Source organism: Pannonibacter sp. Q-1 (genome assembly GCF_054073275.1).
In genome coordinates, this window is sequence record NZ_JBSXNB010000005.1 from 366,846 (window position 1) to 385,127 (window position 18,282).

General features: G+C 64.9%; 17 protein-coding genes. 12 read left to right on the plus strand and 5 right to left on the minus strand.

What is annotated here, in order from left to right; all coding sequences use genetic code 11:
- The first annotated feature begins 15 nt into the window (after positions 1 to 15).
- From hpf to ACVNHC_RS16645, 6 genes are all read left to right on the plus strand, one after another.
- Positions 16 to 621 (plus strand): ribosome hibernation-promoting factor, HPF/YfiA family, encoded by a 606-nt coding sequence (hpf, locus tag ACVNHC_RS16620; RefSeq protein WP_082206083.1) that lies wholly within the window; start codon positions 16 to 18, stop codon positions 619 to 621.
- A gap of 79 nt (positions 622 to 700) precedes the next feature.
- Positions 701 to 1,168: a PTS IIA-like nitrogen regulatory protein PtsN gene (gene ptsN / locus ACVNHC_RS16625; RefSeq protein ID WP_050474443.1), complete on the plus strand. Its 468-nt coding sequence runs from the start codon at positions 701 to 703 to the stop codon at positions 1,166 to 1,168.
- A gap of 189 nt (positions 1,169 to 1,357) precedes the next feature.
- Positions 1,358 to 2,368: a zinc-dependent alcohol dehydrogenase gene (locus ACVNHC_RS16630; protein WP_457168125.1), complete on the plus strand. Its 1,011-nt coding sequence runs from the start codon at positions 1,358 to 1,360 to the stop codon at positions 2,366 to 2,368.
- A gap of 4 nt (positions 2,369 to 2,372) precedes the next feature.
- Positions 2,373 to 2,774: a 6-pyruvoyl trahydropterin synthase family protein gene (locus tag ACVNHC_RS16635; RefSeq protein ID WP_457168127.1), complete on the plus strand. Its 402-nt coding sequence runs from the start codon at positions 2,373 to 2,375 to the stop codon at positions 2,772 to 2,774.
- Complete coding sequence (locus tag ACVNHC_RS16640) at positions 2,771 to 3,856, plus strand: glycosyltransferase family 4 protein (RefSeq protein ID WP_457168129.1); 1,086 nt, start codon at positions 2,771 to 2,773, stop codon at positions 3,854 to 3,856. Before ACVNHC_RS16635 ends, ACVNHC_RS16640 begins: the two co-directional genes overlap by 4 nt.
- A 20-nt stretch (positions 3,857 to 3,876) precedes the next feature.
- Positions 3,877 to 4,680 (plus strand): class I SAM-dependent methyltransferase, encoded by an 804-nt coding sequence (locus tag ACVNHC_RS16645; RefSeq protein ID WP_457168131.1) that lies wholly within the window; start codon positions 3,877 to 3,879, stop codon positions 4,678 to 4,680.
- Here the strand turns inward: ACVNHC_RS16645 and ACVNHC_RS16650 are convergent.
- Positions 4,671 to 5,528 (minus strand): RibD family protein, encoded by an 858-nt coding sequence (locus tag ACVNHC_RS16650; protein WP_457168133.1) that lies wholly within the window; start codon positions 5,526 to 5,528, stop codon positions 4,671 to 4,673. The genes ACVNHC_RS16645 and ACVNHC_RS16650 overlap by 10 nt on opposite strands.
- A 281-nt stretch (positions 5,529 to 5,809) precedes the next feature.
- Here ACVNHC_RS16650 and ACVNHC_RS16655 point away from each other — a divergent pair, with 281 nt between their 5' ends.
- The 6 genes from ACVNHC_RS16655 (at position 5,810) to ACVNHC_RS16680 (ending at position 12,764) form a co-directional block, all read left to right on the plus strand.
- Positions 5,810 to 6,343, plus strand: a complete 534-nt coding sequence (locus tag ACVNHC_RS16655; RefSeq protein ID WP_050474356.1) for a cytochrome b — start codon at positions 5,810 to 5,812, stop codon at positions 6,341 to 6,343.
- 251 nt (positions 6,344 to 6,594) lie between these two features.
- On the plus strand, positions 6,595 to 6,843 hold the full coding sequence (locus ACVNHC_RS16660; protein ID WP_050474357.1) for an acyl carrier protein: 249 nt from the start codon (positions 6,595 to 6,597) through the stop codon (positions 6,841 to 6,843).
- The gene (locus tag ACVNHC_RS16665) at positions 6,843 to 8,024 is read left to right on the plus strand and encodes an acyl-CoA dehydrogenase family protein (protein ID WP_457168136.1); all 1,182 of its coding nucleotides are present in this window, start codon (positions 6,843 to 6,845) and stop codon (positions 8,022 to 8,024) included. The genes ACVNHC_RS16660 and ACVNHC_RS16665 overlap by 1 nt, the downstream gene beginning before the upstream one ends.
- 31 nt (positions 8,025 to 8,055) lie before the next feature.
- Positions 8,056 to 8,964: an amino acid--[acyl-carrier-protein] ligase gene (locus ACVNHC_RS16670; protein ID WP_050474359.1), complete on the plus strand. Its 909-nt coding sequence runs from the start codon at positions 8,056 to 8,058 to the stop codon at positions 8,962 to 8,964.
- A gap of 1 nt (position 8,965) precedes the next feature.
- Positions 8,966 to 9,964, plus strand: coding sequence for a DUF1839 family protein (locus ACVNHC_RS16675; RefSeq protein ID WP_457168138.1), 999 nt, complete (start codon positions 8,966 to 8,968; stop codon positions 9,962 to 9,964).
- Between the two features lie 352 nt (positions 9,965 to 10,316).
- Positions 10,317 to 12,764: a glycosyl hydrolase 2 galactose-binding domain-containing protein gene (locus ACVNHC_RS16680; RefSeq protein ID WP_457168140.1), complete on the plus strand. Its 2,448-nt coding sequence runs from the start codon at positions 10,317 to 10,319 to the stop codon at positions 12,762 to 12,764.
- Here ACVNHC_RS16680 and ACVNHC_RS16685 read toward each other — a convergent pair.
- Genes ACVNHC_RS16685 through ACVNHC_RS16700 form a run of 4 tightly spaced genes read right to left on the minus strand, consistent with a single transcriptional unit; the run spans position 12,752 to position 18,243 of the window.
- Complete coding sequence (locus ACVNHC_RS16685) at positions 12,752 to 14,500, minus strand: alpha/beta fold hydrolase (RefSeq protein WP_457168142.1); 1,749 nt, start codon at positions 14,498 to 14,500, stop codon at positions 12,752 to 12,754. The genes ACVNHC_RS16680 and ACVNHC_RS16685 overlap by 13 nt on opposite strands.
- The gene (locus ACVNHC_RS16690) at positions 14,484 to 15,638 is read right to left on the minus strand and encodes a glycoside hydrolase family 5 protein (RefSeq protein WP_457168144.1); all 1,155 of its coding nucleotides are present in this window, start codon (positions 15,636 to 15,638) and stop codon (positions 14,484 to 14,486) included. The genes ACVNHC_RS16685 and ACVNHC_RS16690 overlap by 17 nt, the downstream gene beginning before the upstream one ends.
- Positions 15,638 to 17,014: a lipopolysaccharide biosynthesis protein gene (locus ACVNHC_RS16695; protein ID WP_457168146.1), complete on the minus strand. Its 1,377-nt coding sequence runs from the start codon at positions 17,012 to 17,014 to the stop codon at positions 15,638 to 15,640. The genes ACVNHC_RS16690 and ACVNHC_RS16695 overlap by 1 nt, the downstream gene beginning before the upstream one ends.
- Entirely contained in the window at positions 17,011 to 18,243 is a 1,233-nt protein-coding gene (locus tag ACVNHC_RS16700) for a glycosyltransferase (RefSeq protein WP_457168148.1), read from the minus strand. The genes ACVNHC_RS16695 and ACVNHC_RS16700 overlap by 4 nt, the downstream gene beginning before the upstream one ends.
- Positions 18,244 to 18,282: the final 39 nt, after the last annotated feature.

Sequence of the window (18,282 nt, forward strand, 5' to 3'; positions counted from 1 at the left end):
GGCAGGAAACGGTCCATGAAACAAGAAGAGGTCCCCATGACACTGCGGATTTCGGGTAAGAACGTTGATGTTGGCGATGCAATGCGCGTCCATGTCAACGACCGGATCGCCGACGCTTTGTCGAAGTATTTCGACGGCGGTTTTAACGGGCACGTCACGCTGACGCGCGAAGGCGCGGGCTTCAAGACGGAATGCTCGCTGCATCTCGACACGGGGATCGTGTTGCAGGTGTCCGGAGAGGACCATGATCCGCGCGCGAGCTTCGACCGCGCAGCGGACAGGATTGAGAAGCGGCTTCGCCGCTACAAGCGCAAACTGAAGGCGCACAACAGCGCCAACGGTGCGCGTGAGTTCTACGAAGCCCCGTCCTACGTGCTGGCTTCGCCGGAGGAGGATGAGGAAGTTCCGGCGGATTTCAATCCGCTGGTGATTGCCGAGACCTCGGCCCGGATCAAGACCCTCACCGTCGGCATGGCGGTCATGGAGCTGGATCTGTCCGAAGCTCCGGTCGTCGTCTTCAAGAGCGCCGCGAATGGCGGGGTGAACGTCGTTTACCGGCGCCCGGACGGCAATATCGGCTGGATTGACCCAGCCTTGATTGGACAGCAAGCGGCCAACTAGGCCATCTTGTCCTCAAGTTCTGCACTCCCGGCGGGGCAACCTGCCGGGAGCGTTTTTGAGGACCAAACGGAAAAGAATGATGGATCTGAGCGATCTGATATCTCAGGAAGCGGTTGTCGTCGGGTTGAAGGCGAGCAGCAAGAAGCAGGCTATTCAGGAGCTGGCCACCAAGGCCGCGGAACTGACGGGCCTGTCTGAACGCGAAATCTTCGACACGCTGCTGCAGCGTGAGCGGCTTGGGTCCACCGGCGTTGGGCATGGCGTGGCCATTCCCCATGGCAAGCTGGTGAAACTCGACAAGCTGGTCGGAGTCTTCGCAAGGATGGAGAAGCCGGTCGACTTCGATGCGCTGGATGACCAGCCGGTCGATCTCATCTTCCTGCTGCTGGCCCCGGAAGGGGCAGGTGCGGACCATCTCAAGGCATTGGCCCGGATCGCCCGCCAGCTGCGCGACACCAAGATTGCGAGCGGCCTGCGCACGGCCATCGACGCGGAAGCAGCCTTTGTGCTTCTGACCCAGCCGCAGTCGTCCTCGAACGCGGCCTGACCGGCGGGCACCTTGGGCGGGCACCTCCCGCTCAAGCACCGAAGAGTTTTCAAACACCCTGCCTGGGATCCTAGGCGGGGTGTTTTTGTATGATCTATATTTTGCGCCCTCAGGACCTGTGCGAACTGCTCCAGTCTGTGCGACCCTGCGTATGAGAAGCAAGACATGCCAACTGCAGGACAGGCAGCAATGACAGCTGATGAGAACGCCGGGAACGGGCAGCGGGCAGCCACGGCGCTCTGGTATGTGGCTAATGGTGCCTGCGAGCTTCGCCGAGAGCAGCTTGCTCTTCTGGAGCCCGGCCGCGCACGGTTGCGCACACTGGCAAGCGGTGTCAGCCGGGGGACGGAGCGGCTGGTGCTGAGCGGGCTGGTGCCGGAGGCCGAGTGGCAGCGCATGCGCGCGCCACTGCAGGAGGGCGATTTTCCTTATCCGGTCAAATATGGCTATGCCGCCGTAGGCCGCGTCGAGGCTGGTTCGCCGGAACTGCTTGGCCAGACCGTCTTCTGCCTGCATCCCCATCAGGATCTGTTCGATGCGCCGCTGGAGATGCTGGTGCCGGTGCCGGAGGGCATTCCGGCGGAGCGGGCCATTCTGGTGGCCAATATGGAAACCGCGCTCAACGCCCTATGGGACGGTGCGCCCGCCCCCGGTGACCACATCTGCGTGGTGGGCGGCGGCGTTCTGGGGTTGCTCTGCGTCTTTCTGGCGGCAGGCATTCCCGGCACCCGCGTGACGCTTGTGGACATCGATCCCTCCCGCGCAGAGATTGCTGCGTCCTTTGGGGCTGGCTTTGCCTTGCCCTCTGAGGCGCCCAGGGATCAGGATCTCGTCATCCACGCCAGTGCCTCGCCCGAGGGGCTTGCCACCGCGCTCACCTGCGCCGGGGATGAAGCCACCGTGCTGGAGCTGAGCTGGTATGGCGCAAAGCCGGTATCCGTGCCGCTGGGGGCGGATTTTCACAGCCGCCGTCTGGTGCTGAAATCAACGCAGGTCGGGCGCATCCCGGCGCAGCGCCGCAACCGCTGGACCTTCCGCCGCAGGCTGGAGACGGCGCTGTCGCTGCTGGCTGATGACCGGCTCGATGCGCTGCTGCACCCCGTCCTTTCCTTTGCCAGCCTGCCCGAGCGCCTGCCGCAAGTGTTGTTGCACGACCGTTCGGCTCTGGCACCGCTTGTTGTTTATGACCAACCGGAGTGAGTGAATGTTTGCCGTTGAAGTTCGCGACCACGTGATGATTGCCCACTCCTTCAAGGGCGAGCTGTTCGGCCCGGCGCAGGCGCTGCATGGGGCGACCTTTGTGGTCGATGCCGCCTTTCTGGCCGACAGCCTTGATGCCAACGGCGTTGTCATCGATATCGGCCGGGCCCATGAGGCGCTGAAGGAAGTGCTGTCACCGCTGAACTACCGCAACCTCGATGAGGTGCCGGAGTTCGCCGGGATCAACACGACGACGGAGTTCCTGACCAAGCATGTGCATGATCATCTGGCACAGGCCGCAAGAGACGGCCAGCTGGGCCGTCCCGGAGCCGAAATCCGGGCGATCCGGGTGACCATCTCCGAGTCGCATGTGGCCCGTGCCTGGTATGAGGCGCCTGTGGCATGACACGTGAGGCCTTTGCTCCCAAAGTCCCCATTGTCTTTGCCTTTCCGGGCAATCTCGACATGCCGACCGGCGGCTATGGCTATGACCGGCGCATCATCGCCAGGCTGAGGGAGCTTGGCCGGGACGTGGAGCTGCTGGAACTGGGCGAGGGGTTTCCCTGTCCGGAGCCGGAGGTGCTGTGCAAAGCTGAAACGGCCCTTGAGGCCCTGCCGGACGACACGCTGCTGGTGGTGGATGGCCTTGCCTATGCGGTGCTTGGGGCTGTTGCGGCGCGGCTGGCACCCCGCATCACGCTCGTCTGCCTGCTGCATCATCCGCTGTGCCTCGAAAACGGTCTGGATCCGCAACTCGCCGGTCAGCTTGAGGCGGCCGAACGCGAGGCCTTGCGCCATGCCCATGAGGTGATCGTCACCAGCCATGCGACGGCGGCACGGGTGCGTGAGCTTTTCGCCGTGCCGTCTGCGCATCTGCATGTGGTGGAGCCGGGCACGGACCGGGCGCCGCAGGCGCTGGGCAGTGGCGGGCCGGGGCTGCGTCTTCTGGCCGTTGGCTCCATCGTGCCGCGCAAGGGGCATGATGTGCTGGTGGAGGCGCTGGCGGGCCTGACGGAATTTGACTGGCAGCTGGACGTGGCGGGCGGTTTTCTGGACGAAGCCTGTCACGCTGCGCTGGTGCGGCAGATTTCGGCGCATGGGCTGGAGCGGCGGATCACCCTGCGCGGCGCACTGTCCAGCACCGTGCTGGAGGCCGCCTATGCAGCGGCAGACCTCTTCGTGCTCGCCAGCCACTATGAGGGCTTTGGCATGGCCTTCACCGAAGCGCTGGCCCGCGGGCTGCCGGTCATCGGCAGTGGCGGCCCTGCGGTGGAGCGCAGCCTGTCCGGTGGCGGCGGGATCTATGTGCCGCCCGGCAGCGTAGAAGATTTGCGTTCAGCACTGCGCAGGCTGATGGCGGACAGCGCCTTGCGCCGGCAATTGGCGGGAGAAGCGCGCGAAGCAGCTGACCGCATGCCGGACTGGACAGAGACCGCTCGCCAGTTCTCGGCTGCGCTCGACGCTGCTGCGATCCGCATCCCGGCGTGATCAGGAGAGAGGAAAGACGGATGGCGGGATTTTCAGCTGAATGGCTGGCATTGCGCTTCCCCCTGGATGAGGCGGCGCGCAACGCCGCTGTGGAAGGGGTGTTTCTTGACGCCCTGCCTGAGGGGCGGCTGCCGCATCTGACGGATCTGGCCAGCGGCACTGGCGCAACCGTGGCCGCGCTTGCGCCCAGGCTGGGCGAGGGACAGCGATGGCTGCTGACCGATCATGATCCGGCCCTGCTGGCACAGGCCAGAGCACGGCTTTCGGGGCTGGCGGGAGTTGCCATCGAGTACCGGGAAACCGATCTTGCCGCAGGTTTTGGAGGCCTTGATCTGACTGCAACGGATGGGGTGACGACCTCGGCCTTTCTGGATCTGGTCACGGCCGGATTTGCCGATGCTCTTGCCGCTGCGGTCAGCGCTGCGGGCAAGCCTTTTTTCGCCAGTCTCACCTATGATGGCCGGGCCGTGTGTTTCCCGCCCCATCCGCTGGATGAAACCGTGCGTCTTGCGATGAATGCGCATCAGCAGACGGACAAGGGCTTTGGCCCGGCGCTGGGCCCGGATGCTGCGCCTTATGCTGCGCGTGCTTTCGAGAGAGCTGGCTACCGGGTGGTACAGGGCACATCCGACTGGCAGGCCGGGCCGGAGCATGGTGCCTTTCAGGAAGCGCTTGTGCGCGGCTGGGCGGATGCCGCCCTCGAGATGGGCATCGATGCTGCGGGCGTTGCGGGCTGGCTTGCCTTCCGTTTGGCGGAAATCGCCGCCGGCGGCTCAACCCTTCAGGTCGGGCATCTCGACATCGCTGCCTTGCCTCAGGAATAAACCGGGCAGGACCGCAGGTCGCAGTCGAGCAGCACCTCGTCACCGGCCTGATGCGGCGTCATGCGCGGGCGCAGGGCCTCCTGCAGGGTCTGGATCGGCGAGAGCTCCAGCCCCATCTTCCCCGCGCCGATGATCATCGGTGCGATGAGCAGGTGCAGCCGGTCGAGGCTGCGGGCGGTGATGAAGCGGGAAATCGTCTGGCTGCCGCCTTCGATGAGGATACGGCGCAGGCCCGCCTTCGCCAGTGCCTGCACGATGGCCGAGGGGCAGAGCCCGCCGCAGGCGAGCCGCTCCAGCCGCAGCACCTCCACCCCTTCGGGCCAGTCTCCTTGCGTCTCTGCCGCCGTGATGACGAGACGGCGCACGCCGTCATCCTCGAACAGGCGCAGGCCGCACGGCACGCGGCCATTGGGATCAATGATGGCCCGGGCCGGGTTCGGCCCTTCCACAAGGCGCACATTCAGCTGCGGATCATCGGCAATGGCCGTTCCGGCGCCAACCACCACCACATCACAGACCGCGCGCAGCCGGTGCAGATGCGACAGGCAGCCGGAGCCGTTGATATATTTGGAATGACCGCTGACCGTGGCGATACGCCCGTCGAGGGACTGGCCAAGCTGGCCAACCACGCGGGTTTCATCCGGTCTCAGGTGGATCAGCGGACCAAAGAGGCTTTCCCACCGTTGCGGCAGGGGCTTTCCGGGCGCGCGGGCGGCGGCCAGCACGGCACGCCAATCCTCGTCATCGGCAAAGGCGGTCAGGCGGAGAGCAGGATCACGCTGAGGCCGAAGCGTCGCCGCTTGCGTCGCCGTCTGCGTCGTTTGGCCTGCCGTCGGGGCCGCTGGCATCCGTGTTGACCTCACCTTGCGCCTCTCCACCCTCTGGTTTCAGGGCCAGTGCTGCTGCGGCATTCTGCCCTGAAATACTCAAGCGCCGCTCTGGCACACGCTGTCCCGAAGTTCGCCCCCGAACCAGTTTTAGCAGAGGTAAATAGGGTTTACCTTGCCTTTGTCGACACTACGCATGGCGGAGGCGTTCCGATGCAGGGCTCACGTAATCGTGACAGGCCTTGCCTTCGGTGTCCCGCATGCGATCCTGTGTGACGCAAAGGCAGCAGGGAGAGGCTGTGATGAGCAGGGATACGTTCCGGTATGGTGGCGGTGCCCGCCTGTTTCACTGGGTAACGGCGGGGCTTGTGCTCGCCATGGTGCCCGCCGGGTTTGTCATGATCCGTGTCGGTCCCGGCAGCCTGCAGAACAGCCTGTTCGACTTTCACCGCTCGGTCGGCGTCGTGCTGATGGTGCTGACGCTGGCGCGCCTCTTCTGGCGGCTGCGCCATCCGCCGCAGCCTTTGCCTGATGCCATGCCTGTCTGGCAGCGCCGGGCGGCGGGCATCGTCCATGGCTTGCTCTATGGCTTTCTGCTGCTCAATCCGCTGGTCGGATGGGTGGCGACCTCGGCCTTTGGCGCGGCGATAGAGGTTTTCGGCCTCTTCACCCTGCCGCCGCTGACGGGGCAGGACCGGGAGCTGGCGGCCAGTCTCTTCCGCCTGCATATGGCGCTGGGGCTCGCCTTCACCGCGCTCATCTTCCTGCATATCGGAGCGGCGCTGCATCATCATTTCGTGCTGCGGGATGATACGCTGCGCCGGATGCTGGGATGAGGCAAGGCAGCTGTTCTGCTCGAAAGCCTCATGCGGGTATGCTGCTTTGGCGGTTTCCTAAGGGAAAAGACCTAAGCACGCAGAGTAAGTTTATCGCAGGTTAATGAAAACGGACGAATTGCAGTCTTGATTTAACTGTATTGTATCTTTGCGCGTGCCATGATCCCCGCGATTGCCTATCCTCGCCGCCAAGTTCCATCACTGGCCCGGTGCGAGAGGGTAGGGCTGGCGTTGTTTGGGGTTGATAATTCATGACTGCTACGATCCGTGACCTGATTTCCCGGCATGGCGGATTGCCTGTGCCCGTCGATACGCTGCGCGATGAGGATGACCTTTACGAAGCGGGCCTGTCGTCCTTTGCTTCCGTGCAGCTGATGCTGGGGCTGGAAGATGCCTTCGATGTAGAGTTTCCCGAGACGCTGCTGAACCGCAAGACCTTCGCCTCGATCGCGGCGATTTCTGCGGCCGTTGCCTCGCTGACAGCCGGACAGGTGGCGTGATGAACGAGTTGCGGCCGGTTCGTGCCCTTGCCCTGGCGGAGCGTGCAAGGCGCGCTGCGGCTGTGGCTGGCGCTCATGCGGATGATGTGGATGCCTCCGGCCGCTTCCCGCAGGAGGCGCTGGATGCCATGCGGGCCGAGCGTCTGCTTGGCTTGCAGATCCCCGTGGCCCTCGGCGGCGAAGGCGCCTCCACGGCGGAGCTGGCGGAAGTCTGCTCCGTTCTCGGTCAGGCCTGTGCCGCGGCGGGCATGATTTTCGCCATGCACCAGATCAAGGTGTCGAGCCTTGTGGCGCACGGGCAGGGCGATGCGTGGCACGAAGGCTTCATGCGCCGGATCGAGGACGAACAGCTTCTGCTCGCCTCCGCAACCACTGAAGGCGGCATTGGCGGCAACCTGCGCAACTCCATCTGCGCCGTCGAGGTGGCGGACGGGATCTGCCGGCTTGAGAAGGACGCGACCGTCATTTCCTATGCGGAGGCAGCGGATGCCATCCTCGTCACCTCGCGGGCAAGGGCCGACAGCGCACCGTCCGATCAGGTGATGACCGTGTTTCTGAAGGGCCAGTACAGCCTCGACAAGACCCATCACTGGGACACGCTGGGCATGCGCGGAACCCGTTCGGACGGGTTTCTGTTCAAGGGCGAGGCGCCGGCCTGCCAGATCCTGCCCAAGCCCTTTGCCGAAATCGCGGCCCAGTCCATGCTGGTCTATTCCCACATTCTGTGGAGCGGCGTGTGGTTCGGCATTGCCGCCGATGCTTTTGCGCGGGCACAGGCCTTCGTGAAGGCGGCAGCACGCAAGAGCCCCGGCTCCGTGCCGCCCGGCGCCTTGCGTCTGGCCGAGGCGTCCAACCTGCTGCAGCTGGTGAAGTCCAACATTCTGGCGGCGCTGCAGCAGTATGAGGCAGCGCGGGAGGACGAGACGCGGCTGTCCTCCATGAGCTTTGCCGTTTCCATGAACAATGTGAAGATCGCATCCTCGCAGACGATCCTCGACATCATCAATCATTGCCTGCTGGTCTGCGGCATCATGGGCTACAAGAACGGCACGCCCTACAGCCTTGGCCGTCATCTGCGCGATGCGCATTCGGCGCAGCTGATGATTTCCAACGACCGCATTCTCGGCAATACCTCCACGCTTCTGCTGATGAACCGGCAGGACACCAGCCTGCTCGGCTGAGACATTCCAGACACAGACCTCTGGGGGACACATGGACATGCAGGCTTCCCTTCTCGACCGGCTGTTTGCCGCCGGTCATCTCATCGACACGGGCGTTGATGGCCTCTATGGCCGGGGCGGGGTGTTCGAGGATGTGATCCAGCGCTTCGATGCGCTTGTGTCGGCCTTCGGGGCGGACCAGCATGCCGAGGTCATCCGCTTTCCGCCGGGCATGAACCGCGCCCATTTCGAGGGCTCGGGCTACATGAAGAGCTTCCCGCAGCTGGCCGGTACCGTGCATAGTTTCTGCGGCTGCGAGCTGGACCATGTGAACCTGCTGCAATGCATGGCCGAGGGCGGTGACTGGACCAAGGGGCAGGAGGCAACGGATATCGTGCTGACGCCGGCCGCCTGCTATCCGCTCTATCCCACCGTGGCGCGGCGCGGGCAGTTGCCGGAGCGCGGCGGCATCTTCGATCTTCAGTCCTATTGCTTCCGTCATGAGCCGTCGAAGGATCCGGCGCGCATGCAGCTGTTCCGCATGCGCGAATATGTGCGCATGGGCACGCCGGACGAAGTAATGGCCTTCCGCCAGTCGTGGATGGAGCGCGGACAGGAGCTGATTGCCAGCGTCGGCCTGCCGGTCGCCATCGATGTGGCCAATGACCCGTTCTTCGGCCGTGCCGGGCGCATGCTCTCCAACAACCAGCGCGACCAGAACCTGAAATTCGAGCTGCTGGTGCCGGTGACCTCCACCGAGAAGCCGACCGCATGCCTGTCCTTCAACTACCATCAGGACCATTTCGGCAAGACCTGGGGCCTGACCACGGCGGACGGTGAAGTGGCGCATACGGCCTGCGTCGGCTTCGGCCTTGAGCGCGTGGCGCTGGCGCTGTTTGCTCACCACGGCCTCGACACCGGCAGCTGGCCGGCCGGGGTGCGCAAGGTGCTGTGGGGCTGAGATGGCCGTGACGGACAAGGTGTTTCCGGCGCTTTCGCCCGAGACCTATCAGCGCCATGCCCTGCATGACCTGTCGCGCGACTGGCCGGAAACCAACTGCTATCTCGACATATGGATCGAGGTTCTGGCCGCGCTCGGCCTGCCGCCGGAGGCAGCGCTGGGCTTTGCCATCACGCAGGATTTCGAGGGCGACCAGTTCACCTTCTTCAAGGTGCCGCTGGAGGATCTGGAAACGCTTTTCGGCCTGCGGGTGACAGAGCTTGCCATCTACGACCGGGTGGAGTTGCATGTGGCAGAGCAGATCCGCCGGGGGCGGCTGTGCCTCGTCGAGCTGGACAGCTTCTTCCTGCCGGACACGCAGGGCACCGCCTACCGCAAGGAACACGGCAAGACGACCGTGGCCATCAACCGGCTCGACCTTGAAGCCCGGCAGATGGACTATTTCCATAACCTTGGCCTGCACCGGCTGGAGGGGGAGGATTTCGACGGCATCTTCCACCGCAATGCCGCGCCGGACGCCCTGCCGCTGCTGCCCTATACCGAGTTCGTCAAGTTCCCGGCTGCGTTGCCGCAGGGGCCGGAGATTGCGCAGCGCGCCGCGAAGATCCTCGCCCGCCATGTTGCCGCAAGGCCAGCTGCCAACCCGGTGCGCAGCTTTGCCGCTGTCTTTGCCGGGCAGGTGGAGGCGATTGCGGAACGGCCCTTCGGCTTCTTCCACCTCTATGCCTTCAACACCCTGCGCCAGCTCGGCGCAAATTTCGAGCTGTTTGCTGCACACCTTGACTGGCTTTCCGCCAACCAGGCGCAGCTTGGCGGCCTCGCGCCGCTTGCCGCTCATGCCCGCACCATTTCGGCCAGTGCCAAGTCGGTGCAGTTCCAGCTCGCCCGAGCCGTCATGCGCAAGTCCTTCGACCGGCTGACACCGGCGCTGATGCCGGCTGCCGATGCCTGGGATGAGCTGGCGGCGGGGCTGGTGGCGGTTTGTGATACATCTGTTTGAGGGTACGCGCTGCCGTTCTGTTCTTGGTGTGCCATGGCATGTAAACACCTTGTTTGAAGCCGGTCGTGGGCTAGGACAAGGCGGCACCAAGTCATTCAGGCACTGCCTTTCAGCCCCCCTCCCCCTCGTGGGGAGGGGTAAGGGGTGGGGGGCTCTAAGCTCGCAATCACCTGATGAACCGTTGTTTTATTGAGTGGTGGGGAAGCGGTATGGCGGTTCGGAATCATGCAATTTCTTGCCGCCAGGAGAGGCCGTATCCCCCCACCCCTACCCCCTCCCCACGAGGGGGAGGGGAGCGGAGAGGCTGTGCCAAGGAAACGGTCCTTGAGGCCACCCATGGAGGCCAGGGCGCATGAAGTTGGCTGGGCGAAAACCGGTCACCACAGACTGGCGCATGGTGGCGCTGCCGGTTGGCACTGCTGCAAGGCCTGAAGAGCTTGCCGGGCTGGAGAGCATTTCCGCGCCCGTGCCCGGAACGGCGGCGGAAGCCCTTGCGCGGGCGGGACGGTTTGATCCGGCAGTCCCCATGCCGCTGCAGGACCGGGATATCTGCTACAGCGCTGAGGTCACCGTCCACCCCGGCCGTCACCGGCTCATCTTCGAGGGGCTGGCGACGCTCTGCGAGGTCTGGTGGAACGGTACTTGCGTGCTGGAGACGGATAACATGTTCCGAAGCTACGCCGTTGAGGTGGAGGCTGAGGCCCGGAATACGCTTGTTCTCGTCTTCCGGGCTCTGACCGGGCTGCTGGCCCGCAAGCTGCCGCGCGCCCGCTGGAAGACCATGCTGATTGATGAGCCTGCGCTGCGCGGCATCCGCACCACGCTGCTCGGCCATATGCCCGGCTGGTGCCCGGAGATCGAGGCCGTGGGACCTTGGAAGCCGGTGTGGATCGAAAGGGCGGATGCAGATGCGCCGGTTCTGCAGAGCATGGCGGCACATCTGGATGAAGACGGCACTGGGCATCTCGTTGTGCACATGTGCGCAGCTGGACGAATGACGGGCGCCGTGATCCACTGTGCCGGTCACTCTGCGGAGCTGAAGCAGACCGGCCCCGGCACATTCACGGCTCATCTCCATCTGCCCGGCGTGGCCCCCTGGTGGCCCGTAACCCATGGCACCCCGGCTCTGCATGATGTGGTGCTGGAGCAGGGCGGCATTGAGACCCGGCTTGGCCGCACCGGCTTCCGCCGCATCGGGGTGGACCGGGGAGCGGATGGCAAGGGCTTCGGCCTGATCCTCAATGGCGTGCCGGTTTTTGCCCGTGGCGCGGTCTGGACCAGTGCGGATCTCTTGGCGCTGCGCGATGACCGCGAGGTCTGCCGCCCGCATCTGGAGGCGGCGGTGGCGGCCGGGTTCAACATGATCCGCGTGCCGGGCCTGGGCGTTTATGCCAGCGATGATCTGCTCGATCTGTGCGATGAACTGGGGCTGATGCTCTGGCAGGATTTTCAGTTCGCCAATTTCGATTATTCGATGGCGGACGAGGCCTTTGCCGCCTCCGTCGAGGTGGAGGCGCGGCAGGCGCTGGCCCGTCTCAGCCCGCATCCCTGCCTCACCGTGCTGTGCGGCGGCAGCGAAATGCAGCAGCAGGCGGCGATGATGGGTCTGCCTGCAGAGCGGCGCGCCTGTTCGCTTTCGGGAGAGTTGCTGCCGCGCCTTGCGGCGGAAGAGGCGCCCGGTATCCCTTATGTGCCCAACTCCCCTTCTGGCGGCAGCCTGCCGTTCTATCCGGGGGAAGGCATCGGCCATTACTACGGCACCGGGGCCTACCGCCGCCCGCTGGAAGATGTCCGCCGCGCCAATGTGCGCTTTGCCGGCGAGTGCCTTGCCTTCGCCAATCTGCCGGGTGACGCAGGCCTTGCAGGCCGCAAACCGTCAGATGCGGACTGGAAGGCGCTGGCTCCCAAAGACCGGGGCGCCGACTGGGATTTCGCGGATGTGCGGGATCATTATCTGAGGGAGCTTTACCGGGTGGACCCGCAGGCGCTCGCGGCGGAAGACCCGGCGCGCTATCTCCTGCTGTCGCGCGCCGTCAGCGGCGCCGTGATGGCGGAGACCTTTGCCGAGTGGCGGCGGGTTGGCTCCTCCTGCCGGGGCGCGCTGGTGCTGGCTCTGAGCGATCTTGCCCCAGGCTGCGGCTGGGGTCTGATCGCGGCGGGCGGTGAGCCCAAGCCGGCGTTGCAGGCCCTGGCCCATGTGCTGCGCCCTGTTCAGGTGCTGGCGCTGGACGAGGGCACCAACGGCCTCGACGTGTATCTTCTCAATGAGACGGCAGAGCCGCGCCGGGTGAAGCTCACCTTGCAGGCTCTGCGCGATGGCCATGTGCCGGTGCTGAGTGCTGCCCGCGAGATGGAGCTTGCCGCCCGTTCGGGGCAGATCATCCCTGCGGTTGATCTGATCGGCAGCTTCTTCGACATCACCTATGCCTACCGTTTCGGCCCGCTGCCGCATTCCGTCACGGTGCTGCGCCTTACGGATGAGGAGACGGGCGAATGCCTCAGCGAGGCGTTCCATTTTCCCGCAGGCCGCAATCTGCCGCTGCAGGATCTGGGGCTGACGGTGGCGGTAGAGAGGTGCGAAGACGGCAACTGGGCGCTGGAGGCGGCGGCGCGCCGCTTTGCCGAAAGCCTGCATGTGGAGGACCCATGCTTCATTGCGCAAGACAACTGGTTCCACCTTGCGCCCGGAGCACCGCGCCGCATTCGCCTCAGGCGCAGAGCCTCTGCACCGGCTGATGCGGCACCGCGCGGTCTGGTCTCGGCGGTCAATGCGCTGGCAGGTGCGGGCTACGAGGGCTGAGCCGCCTTCAGCAGGTGAGCGAGCCACACAGCGCGTGCCTCAGGCGGTGTCAGATTGTGATCCGCCTTTTCGAGGAAGCTAACGGACACACCCGGCAGGCTGGCTGCCTTGGCGCCATCGGGCCCAAGCGCCTGTTCCAGATAGGGCAGGCCGGGGTCGTTGGGGCTGTAGATCAGGTCTATGGTCTGATCGCGTCCGGAGACAAGCGCCAGATCGGCGGCGATCTGCCGTTGCAGGCGGGATGAGGGCGTCAGGCCCATGGCCCAGGGCGCCGTTTTCTCTTCGGCCTTTTGCAGCGCCCGTCCGGCCATGTATTTCAGGAGCCGCAGCACCGGCACGCCGCCGGAGAACAGTTTGCGCAGCTTGTCCGGGTCCAGCAGCTTGCCCGCATAGCCGGCGGCATCGTCATGGCCGAAATGCAGCAGGTCGCCGATATCCTCGCGCCGGTCCCACAGCAGCCGCTGCAGGTTGACGCAGACGGCTGCCTTGATCCGTGTGTCTGCCACGGCCCCGCGAAGGGCGAGATAGGCGCCGCTGCAGGCACCCGTTGCGATGACTTGGGAGTAGCCGCGTGCGCTCAACCAGTCGAGCGCATCCGTCACGTCCTGCATCTGCGGGGCGCTGTAGTGCACCGGATAAAGCCCCTCGGGTGCGGCCACGCTGTCGCCAATGTCGGAAGCATCGACCCGCAGCGAGGCGATGCCCTGTGCGGCCAGCGCCCGCGCCATGTCCCGCATGCCATGGGCCCAGCCGGTGCGCGGCGTGCCGCCTGCGGAAAAGGCCAGAACCACGGGGCCGGGTGCTTCCGGCGGGCTCACGGGCTTGCACCAGGTTCCGGCCATCTGGCCGTACCGGCCCAGCATGACGGTTTCCTCGGTGAAGCTGGCGGCGGACAGGATCGCCGGACTTGCCGGGGCAGCAGCGCGGGCGGGGGCCTCGGGCAGCAAGGCCTGTTCCAGCCACAGGGCCAGTCCGGCGAGATCATCCAGCGGCGCCTGCGACAGGGTCGGGTCCGTGACCATGGCGTCATAGCTGGTAAAGTCGAGCCGCGTTGCCTTGGCATGCGTGGTGGCAAGATCCGAGGCAAAGTCCTCTTCGGCCGTCCGTTCGGGACGGGGCATGACGAGGACAGGCAGGCTGGCCGGAATGTCCTGCGCAGTCATCCGGCGTGAGCGGATGGCAGCAGCCAGCCCCTCAGGCATGGCGATCCCGGCCACACGAAAGGCGATGCCCGGCACCGGCGGCGTGGAAACACCCGTGCGCTCCGCGATCATGGCCGCATTCAGCTGGTTCTCCCGCAGCCAGTTGCGGCCCGAAACGGGCGGGGCCATGAGGATCAGCGCGGCGGCACTCTGCGGCTGACGGGCCACCCGGTCCAGCGCCAGAAGCGCACCAAGGCCGAGCCCTGCGAAAATGAAGCGGTTGCAGGCGCGGGCGGCGCTCAAGGCTTCGGCCGCCTCATCAAGGGCGGTTGCGGCCTGTTCCAGCCCGTCGATCTCTTCCGGATTGCGCAAGGAAGCGCCCATGCCGGGCAGGTCGAACCGCAGCACCGGATAGCCGGCCGCGGCCAGCCGCTCGGCCAGCAGCCGCATGCTGCGGCGGGCGCAGAGGCCGGTGTAGCCCCAGTCTTCGATCAGGATCACGCCCGTTTCTGCGGGAGGCCCCATCACCAGCGCGGGCTCATGCGTCAGGGCAACCGGGATCTGTGCCGTCACAGTGTCAGCGCGCGGGGGCATCGGCGGAACCGGTCTCTTTCTGGTGCCCGTCCGGGCCACGCAGCTGCCATGCCCCAGCCGGAGCCAGCGAAGCGCAGGCCGGGATCTGTCCGGTCACGGGATCAAGGATATAGCGCTGCACCATCCGCATCTGCGGCCGCTCGATGCCATTGTCATCGGGCTGGATGGAGAGCGGATAATCGCCCCACCAGTCACCGGCGGCCCAATAGGTCCAGCCGATCCAGGTGTCCGGGTTGTCATTGACGAAACCGGCCATGCGGCCGATGGCGTCGAGACAGTCCGGGCTGGCGGTGCCGCCGAACTCGCCCAGCAGCGCCCGGTTGCCGGTGGCCTTCAGCCAGTCCGACACCCGGCTGAGGGATTCAATCGCCGTATCCGTCGCCGGGCAGGTTCGATTGGTGCCGGAAAAATCGTGGTCGGGATACTGGTGGATGTCGAAGGCGAAATTGTTCAGAGGATCAATCACGCCGGTCATCACCTCAGCATTGCTGCCGCCGTTTTGCTCCGCGAACCAGTGATAGGCGCTGGTCCAGATGGTGCCGGGCACCAGGATCATGTTGTCCGCGCCATTTTCCCGGATTGCTGCGATGGCCGCATTGACGGAGGGCAGCCAGAAGGCCGCATCCATGTAATCCGGCTCGTTCTGCAGCTCGAACATGACTTGAGGATCGCCCGCGTGAAAGGCGGACATGCGGCGCCAGAAATCCACGAAGGCGGCGGTTGGCACCTCCGGCGAGCCGATCTGCTTGCCGGCAAAGCGGGCGTTGGTGTGCGGGTCCAGAATGACGGTGAAGCCCATCTGCCGCGCCATGGCAACGCTGGCCAGCAGGGGCGTCAGTTCCCGGTCATCCAGCGGGCCGTAGAGTTCGGGCTGCAACCGTTCCCACTTGAAGGGAAAGCGGACGATGTTCATGCCCTTGCCGGCCAGATAGGTGAGGGTCTTCTGCGTCGGGTAGAAATGGGTGGTGCCGAGCTTGCCGACCGTATCGCCAAACTCTGCCCCGGCCACATTGGCGCCGCGCAGGCAGGTGAGGGTCTGCGCTGATGCGGCGGAAACAGCAGGCAGGCACAACAGGGCTGCCAGCAGTCTGGCGATGAGCCTTGCGGGTGCAGGCCCGGCCGCTGCGCGCCCCGCCATCACTGCCCGTCCTTGCGGCCGGTGGCCGCGCCTGCCACCCCGCCCTGCCGCCAGTTGCGCAGCACGGTGACGATGGTGCTGGCCATATTGTCCACCCCCATGTGCTTCAGCGACCAGTTGCGGCAGAGATAGAGCACGGCAACGCTGTGCAGCGTGCCGATGGCCGCAATGCCGGCCATGCCATAGACCGGCGCGGCCAGCGCCAGTGCGCCGATATAGAAGGCAAAGGCGACCGACCGCATGGCCAGAAAATAGCGCTCGCCGCCGCCGATCATCAAAAGGCTGGTGCCGGGACCGAAGAAGGCATGCAGCACCGGCAGCAGGCACAGGATCACCAGAACGTCGAAGTGTTCGGCAAAGCTCGGCTCGAACAATCCGAGCGCAAACTTGCCGATCAGCATCATGAACACATAGGCGAGCAGCGTTCCGGCAAAGCTGGCGGCGGAGAGGATCGAGATCAGATATTGTGCCCCGGCGGTGTTCCGCTCCTGCAGCTTTGCAGAAACCATAGGCACGCCGACGGTGTCGATGATGGTGACGGGCAGCATCAGCAGCGCGGCAAGGCGGAAGGCGACGAAATAGAAGGCGGCGGCCTCAAGGCTCAGGAAGATGCCGATGAGGATGGTTTCCAGATAGAGCGAAGCCGAGACAAAGAAGCTGTTGGCGGTGAAGAACAGGCTTTCATGTGTCCATTCCCGCTTCTGGCTGCTGCCGCCTGCCATGTGCGTCTGCCGCAGGAAGCCCCGGCCTTCCAGCGCCAGCATGCGCAGCACCTGATAGCCGACCACCAGCACCAGAAGCACCGTGGTGATCTCCATCGCCCTGGCCCCTGAATCCATGAAACCGGTCCAGGTGAAGAACGGGAAGCAGAGAAGTGTGAGGATGCGCCAGATGTTCTCGCGCGGCGTCAGCGCCAGCCCGACATTGCCCTTCACCCGGAAATAATACTGCATGTACTCGCTGATGGAAAAAACCGCAGCGAACACGAAGGCCACATGCAGGGCCTGATAATGCAGCTCAAGACCCTGCCGGAAGGGATAGATGAGGGCCGTGGCGGCCGCCAGAAACAGGGCGCCGCAGGCAAGCCAGACCGCGTTCATGCGCAAGAGGGCCGCATTGCCGGGCGCGTCTTCCGGCTTGCCGGTGTTGCGGTAATGCTTGAGCAGCAGCACGTTCTGGCCGAGCACCAGCACAAGACCCAGCGACGAGCCGACCGAGAAGAGGAAGTTGTAGAGGCCGTATTCCTCGATGGTCAGCATGCGGCTTGCCATCAGCAGAACGGAAAAGCTGAGCACGGGCGAGGCCAGCCGGCTGACCAGCGACCAGAGAAATTCCTTCACATTGACGCGGGACAGGGCCTGACGGATTGCATTCATTCGGCGTCGGCCTCTTTCAACACCGGTGCGGCCGCTGTTTTGCGCCTGCGGATATGCTCCAGGAAGCCGCTGAACTGCGGTCCGATCACCTCAGGCAGATAGGTCCGGGCAGCTGCCAGCGCGCCGGCACTCAGCGCGGCATAGCGGTCTGCACAAGCAGCAGTTTTCAGGATTGCCTCCTTGAGGGCGGCCGCATCGGCCGGCGGAACATGGAACCCATTGACCCCATCTACGATGTTTTCGGCCACGCCGCCTATATTGGTCGAAATGACAGGAATGGCATGGGCAAAGGCTTCGATCGATGACCGGCCGAAGGCCTCGCGCCCGATGGACGGATAGGCCAGAACGTCGATGCCTGCAAGGAACTCGTCCGCCTTCACCCAACCGTGAAAGACCGTATTGTGCTGAGGAAAGCGGGCGCGGACCTCTTCGGCGTAGTTGTCCCGCGACGCGCCTTCTCCGGCGATGTGGAATTCGAAGCTGCGGTCATCCGCCAGCAGGCGGGCGGCATCGGCGAGATAGGCCAGACCCTTGAAGTGGCTGTGCAGCCCCAGAAAGCCGACCCTGAGCGGCCGTTCTTGCGGGAAGGGGCGCGGCGCAGAGGCCAGCAGTCCGGGCAGAACGGCGGGGATGCGGCGCATTTCCGCGTTGGGGAAATAGCCCTCCAGCCGGTGCCGGTCCAGCACGTCCTGCGACTCGCCCACCACCCCGTCGACAAAGCGGGTGAAGCCGCGCTTGCCCAGAGAGCTCAGCTTGCAGCTGGTACACTGGCGCGCGCAGTTTTCCGACCGCTTCTGCATCACCGAGTTCCAGCAGATGAGGAAGGAATTGAAGGCCGTATGCACCACAGGCAGGCCTGCCATCTTCGCCGCTGCCCAGCTCGCCACATTGATGTTCTCGATGCTGACGGTCAGAAACAGATCCGGCTGCGTGCGCGCAATCTGCCGGCGCATGGCCGAAAAGGCGAAGGGGTTGCCGTTCTCCAGAGCATGCCAGACCGGCTTCTTCCAGCCGGCCTTGCGCTTCATGTAGTCCCAATAGACATTCGGGCTGGCGATCCGGTGCACCCGGATGCCGGACACCTCTTCCTCCGCATCCGTGTCGCCCACATTGACGACGGTCAGATCCGCTCCCTGCGACTGCAGCATCTTTGCCAGCATGAAGGAGGACGTCTGGGCTCCTCCGGGCAGGTTGGGGGGGAAGGCGGCACAGGCCATCAGGATGCGCATAGTCTGGGCTCGTCGTCGTTGCGGTTGGTCCTTGATAGC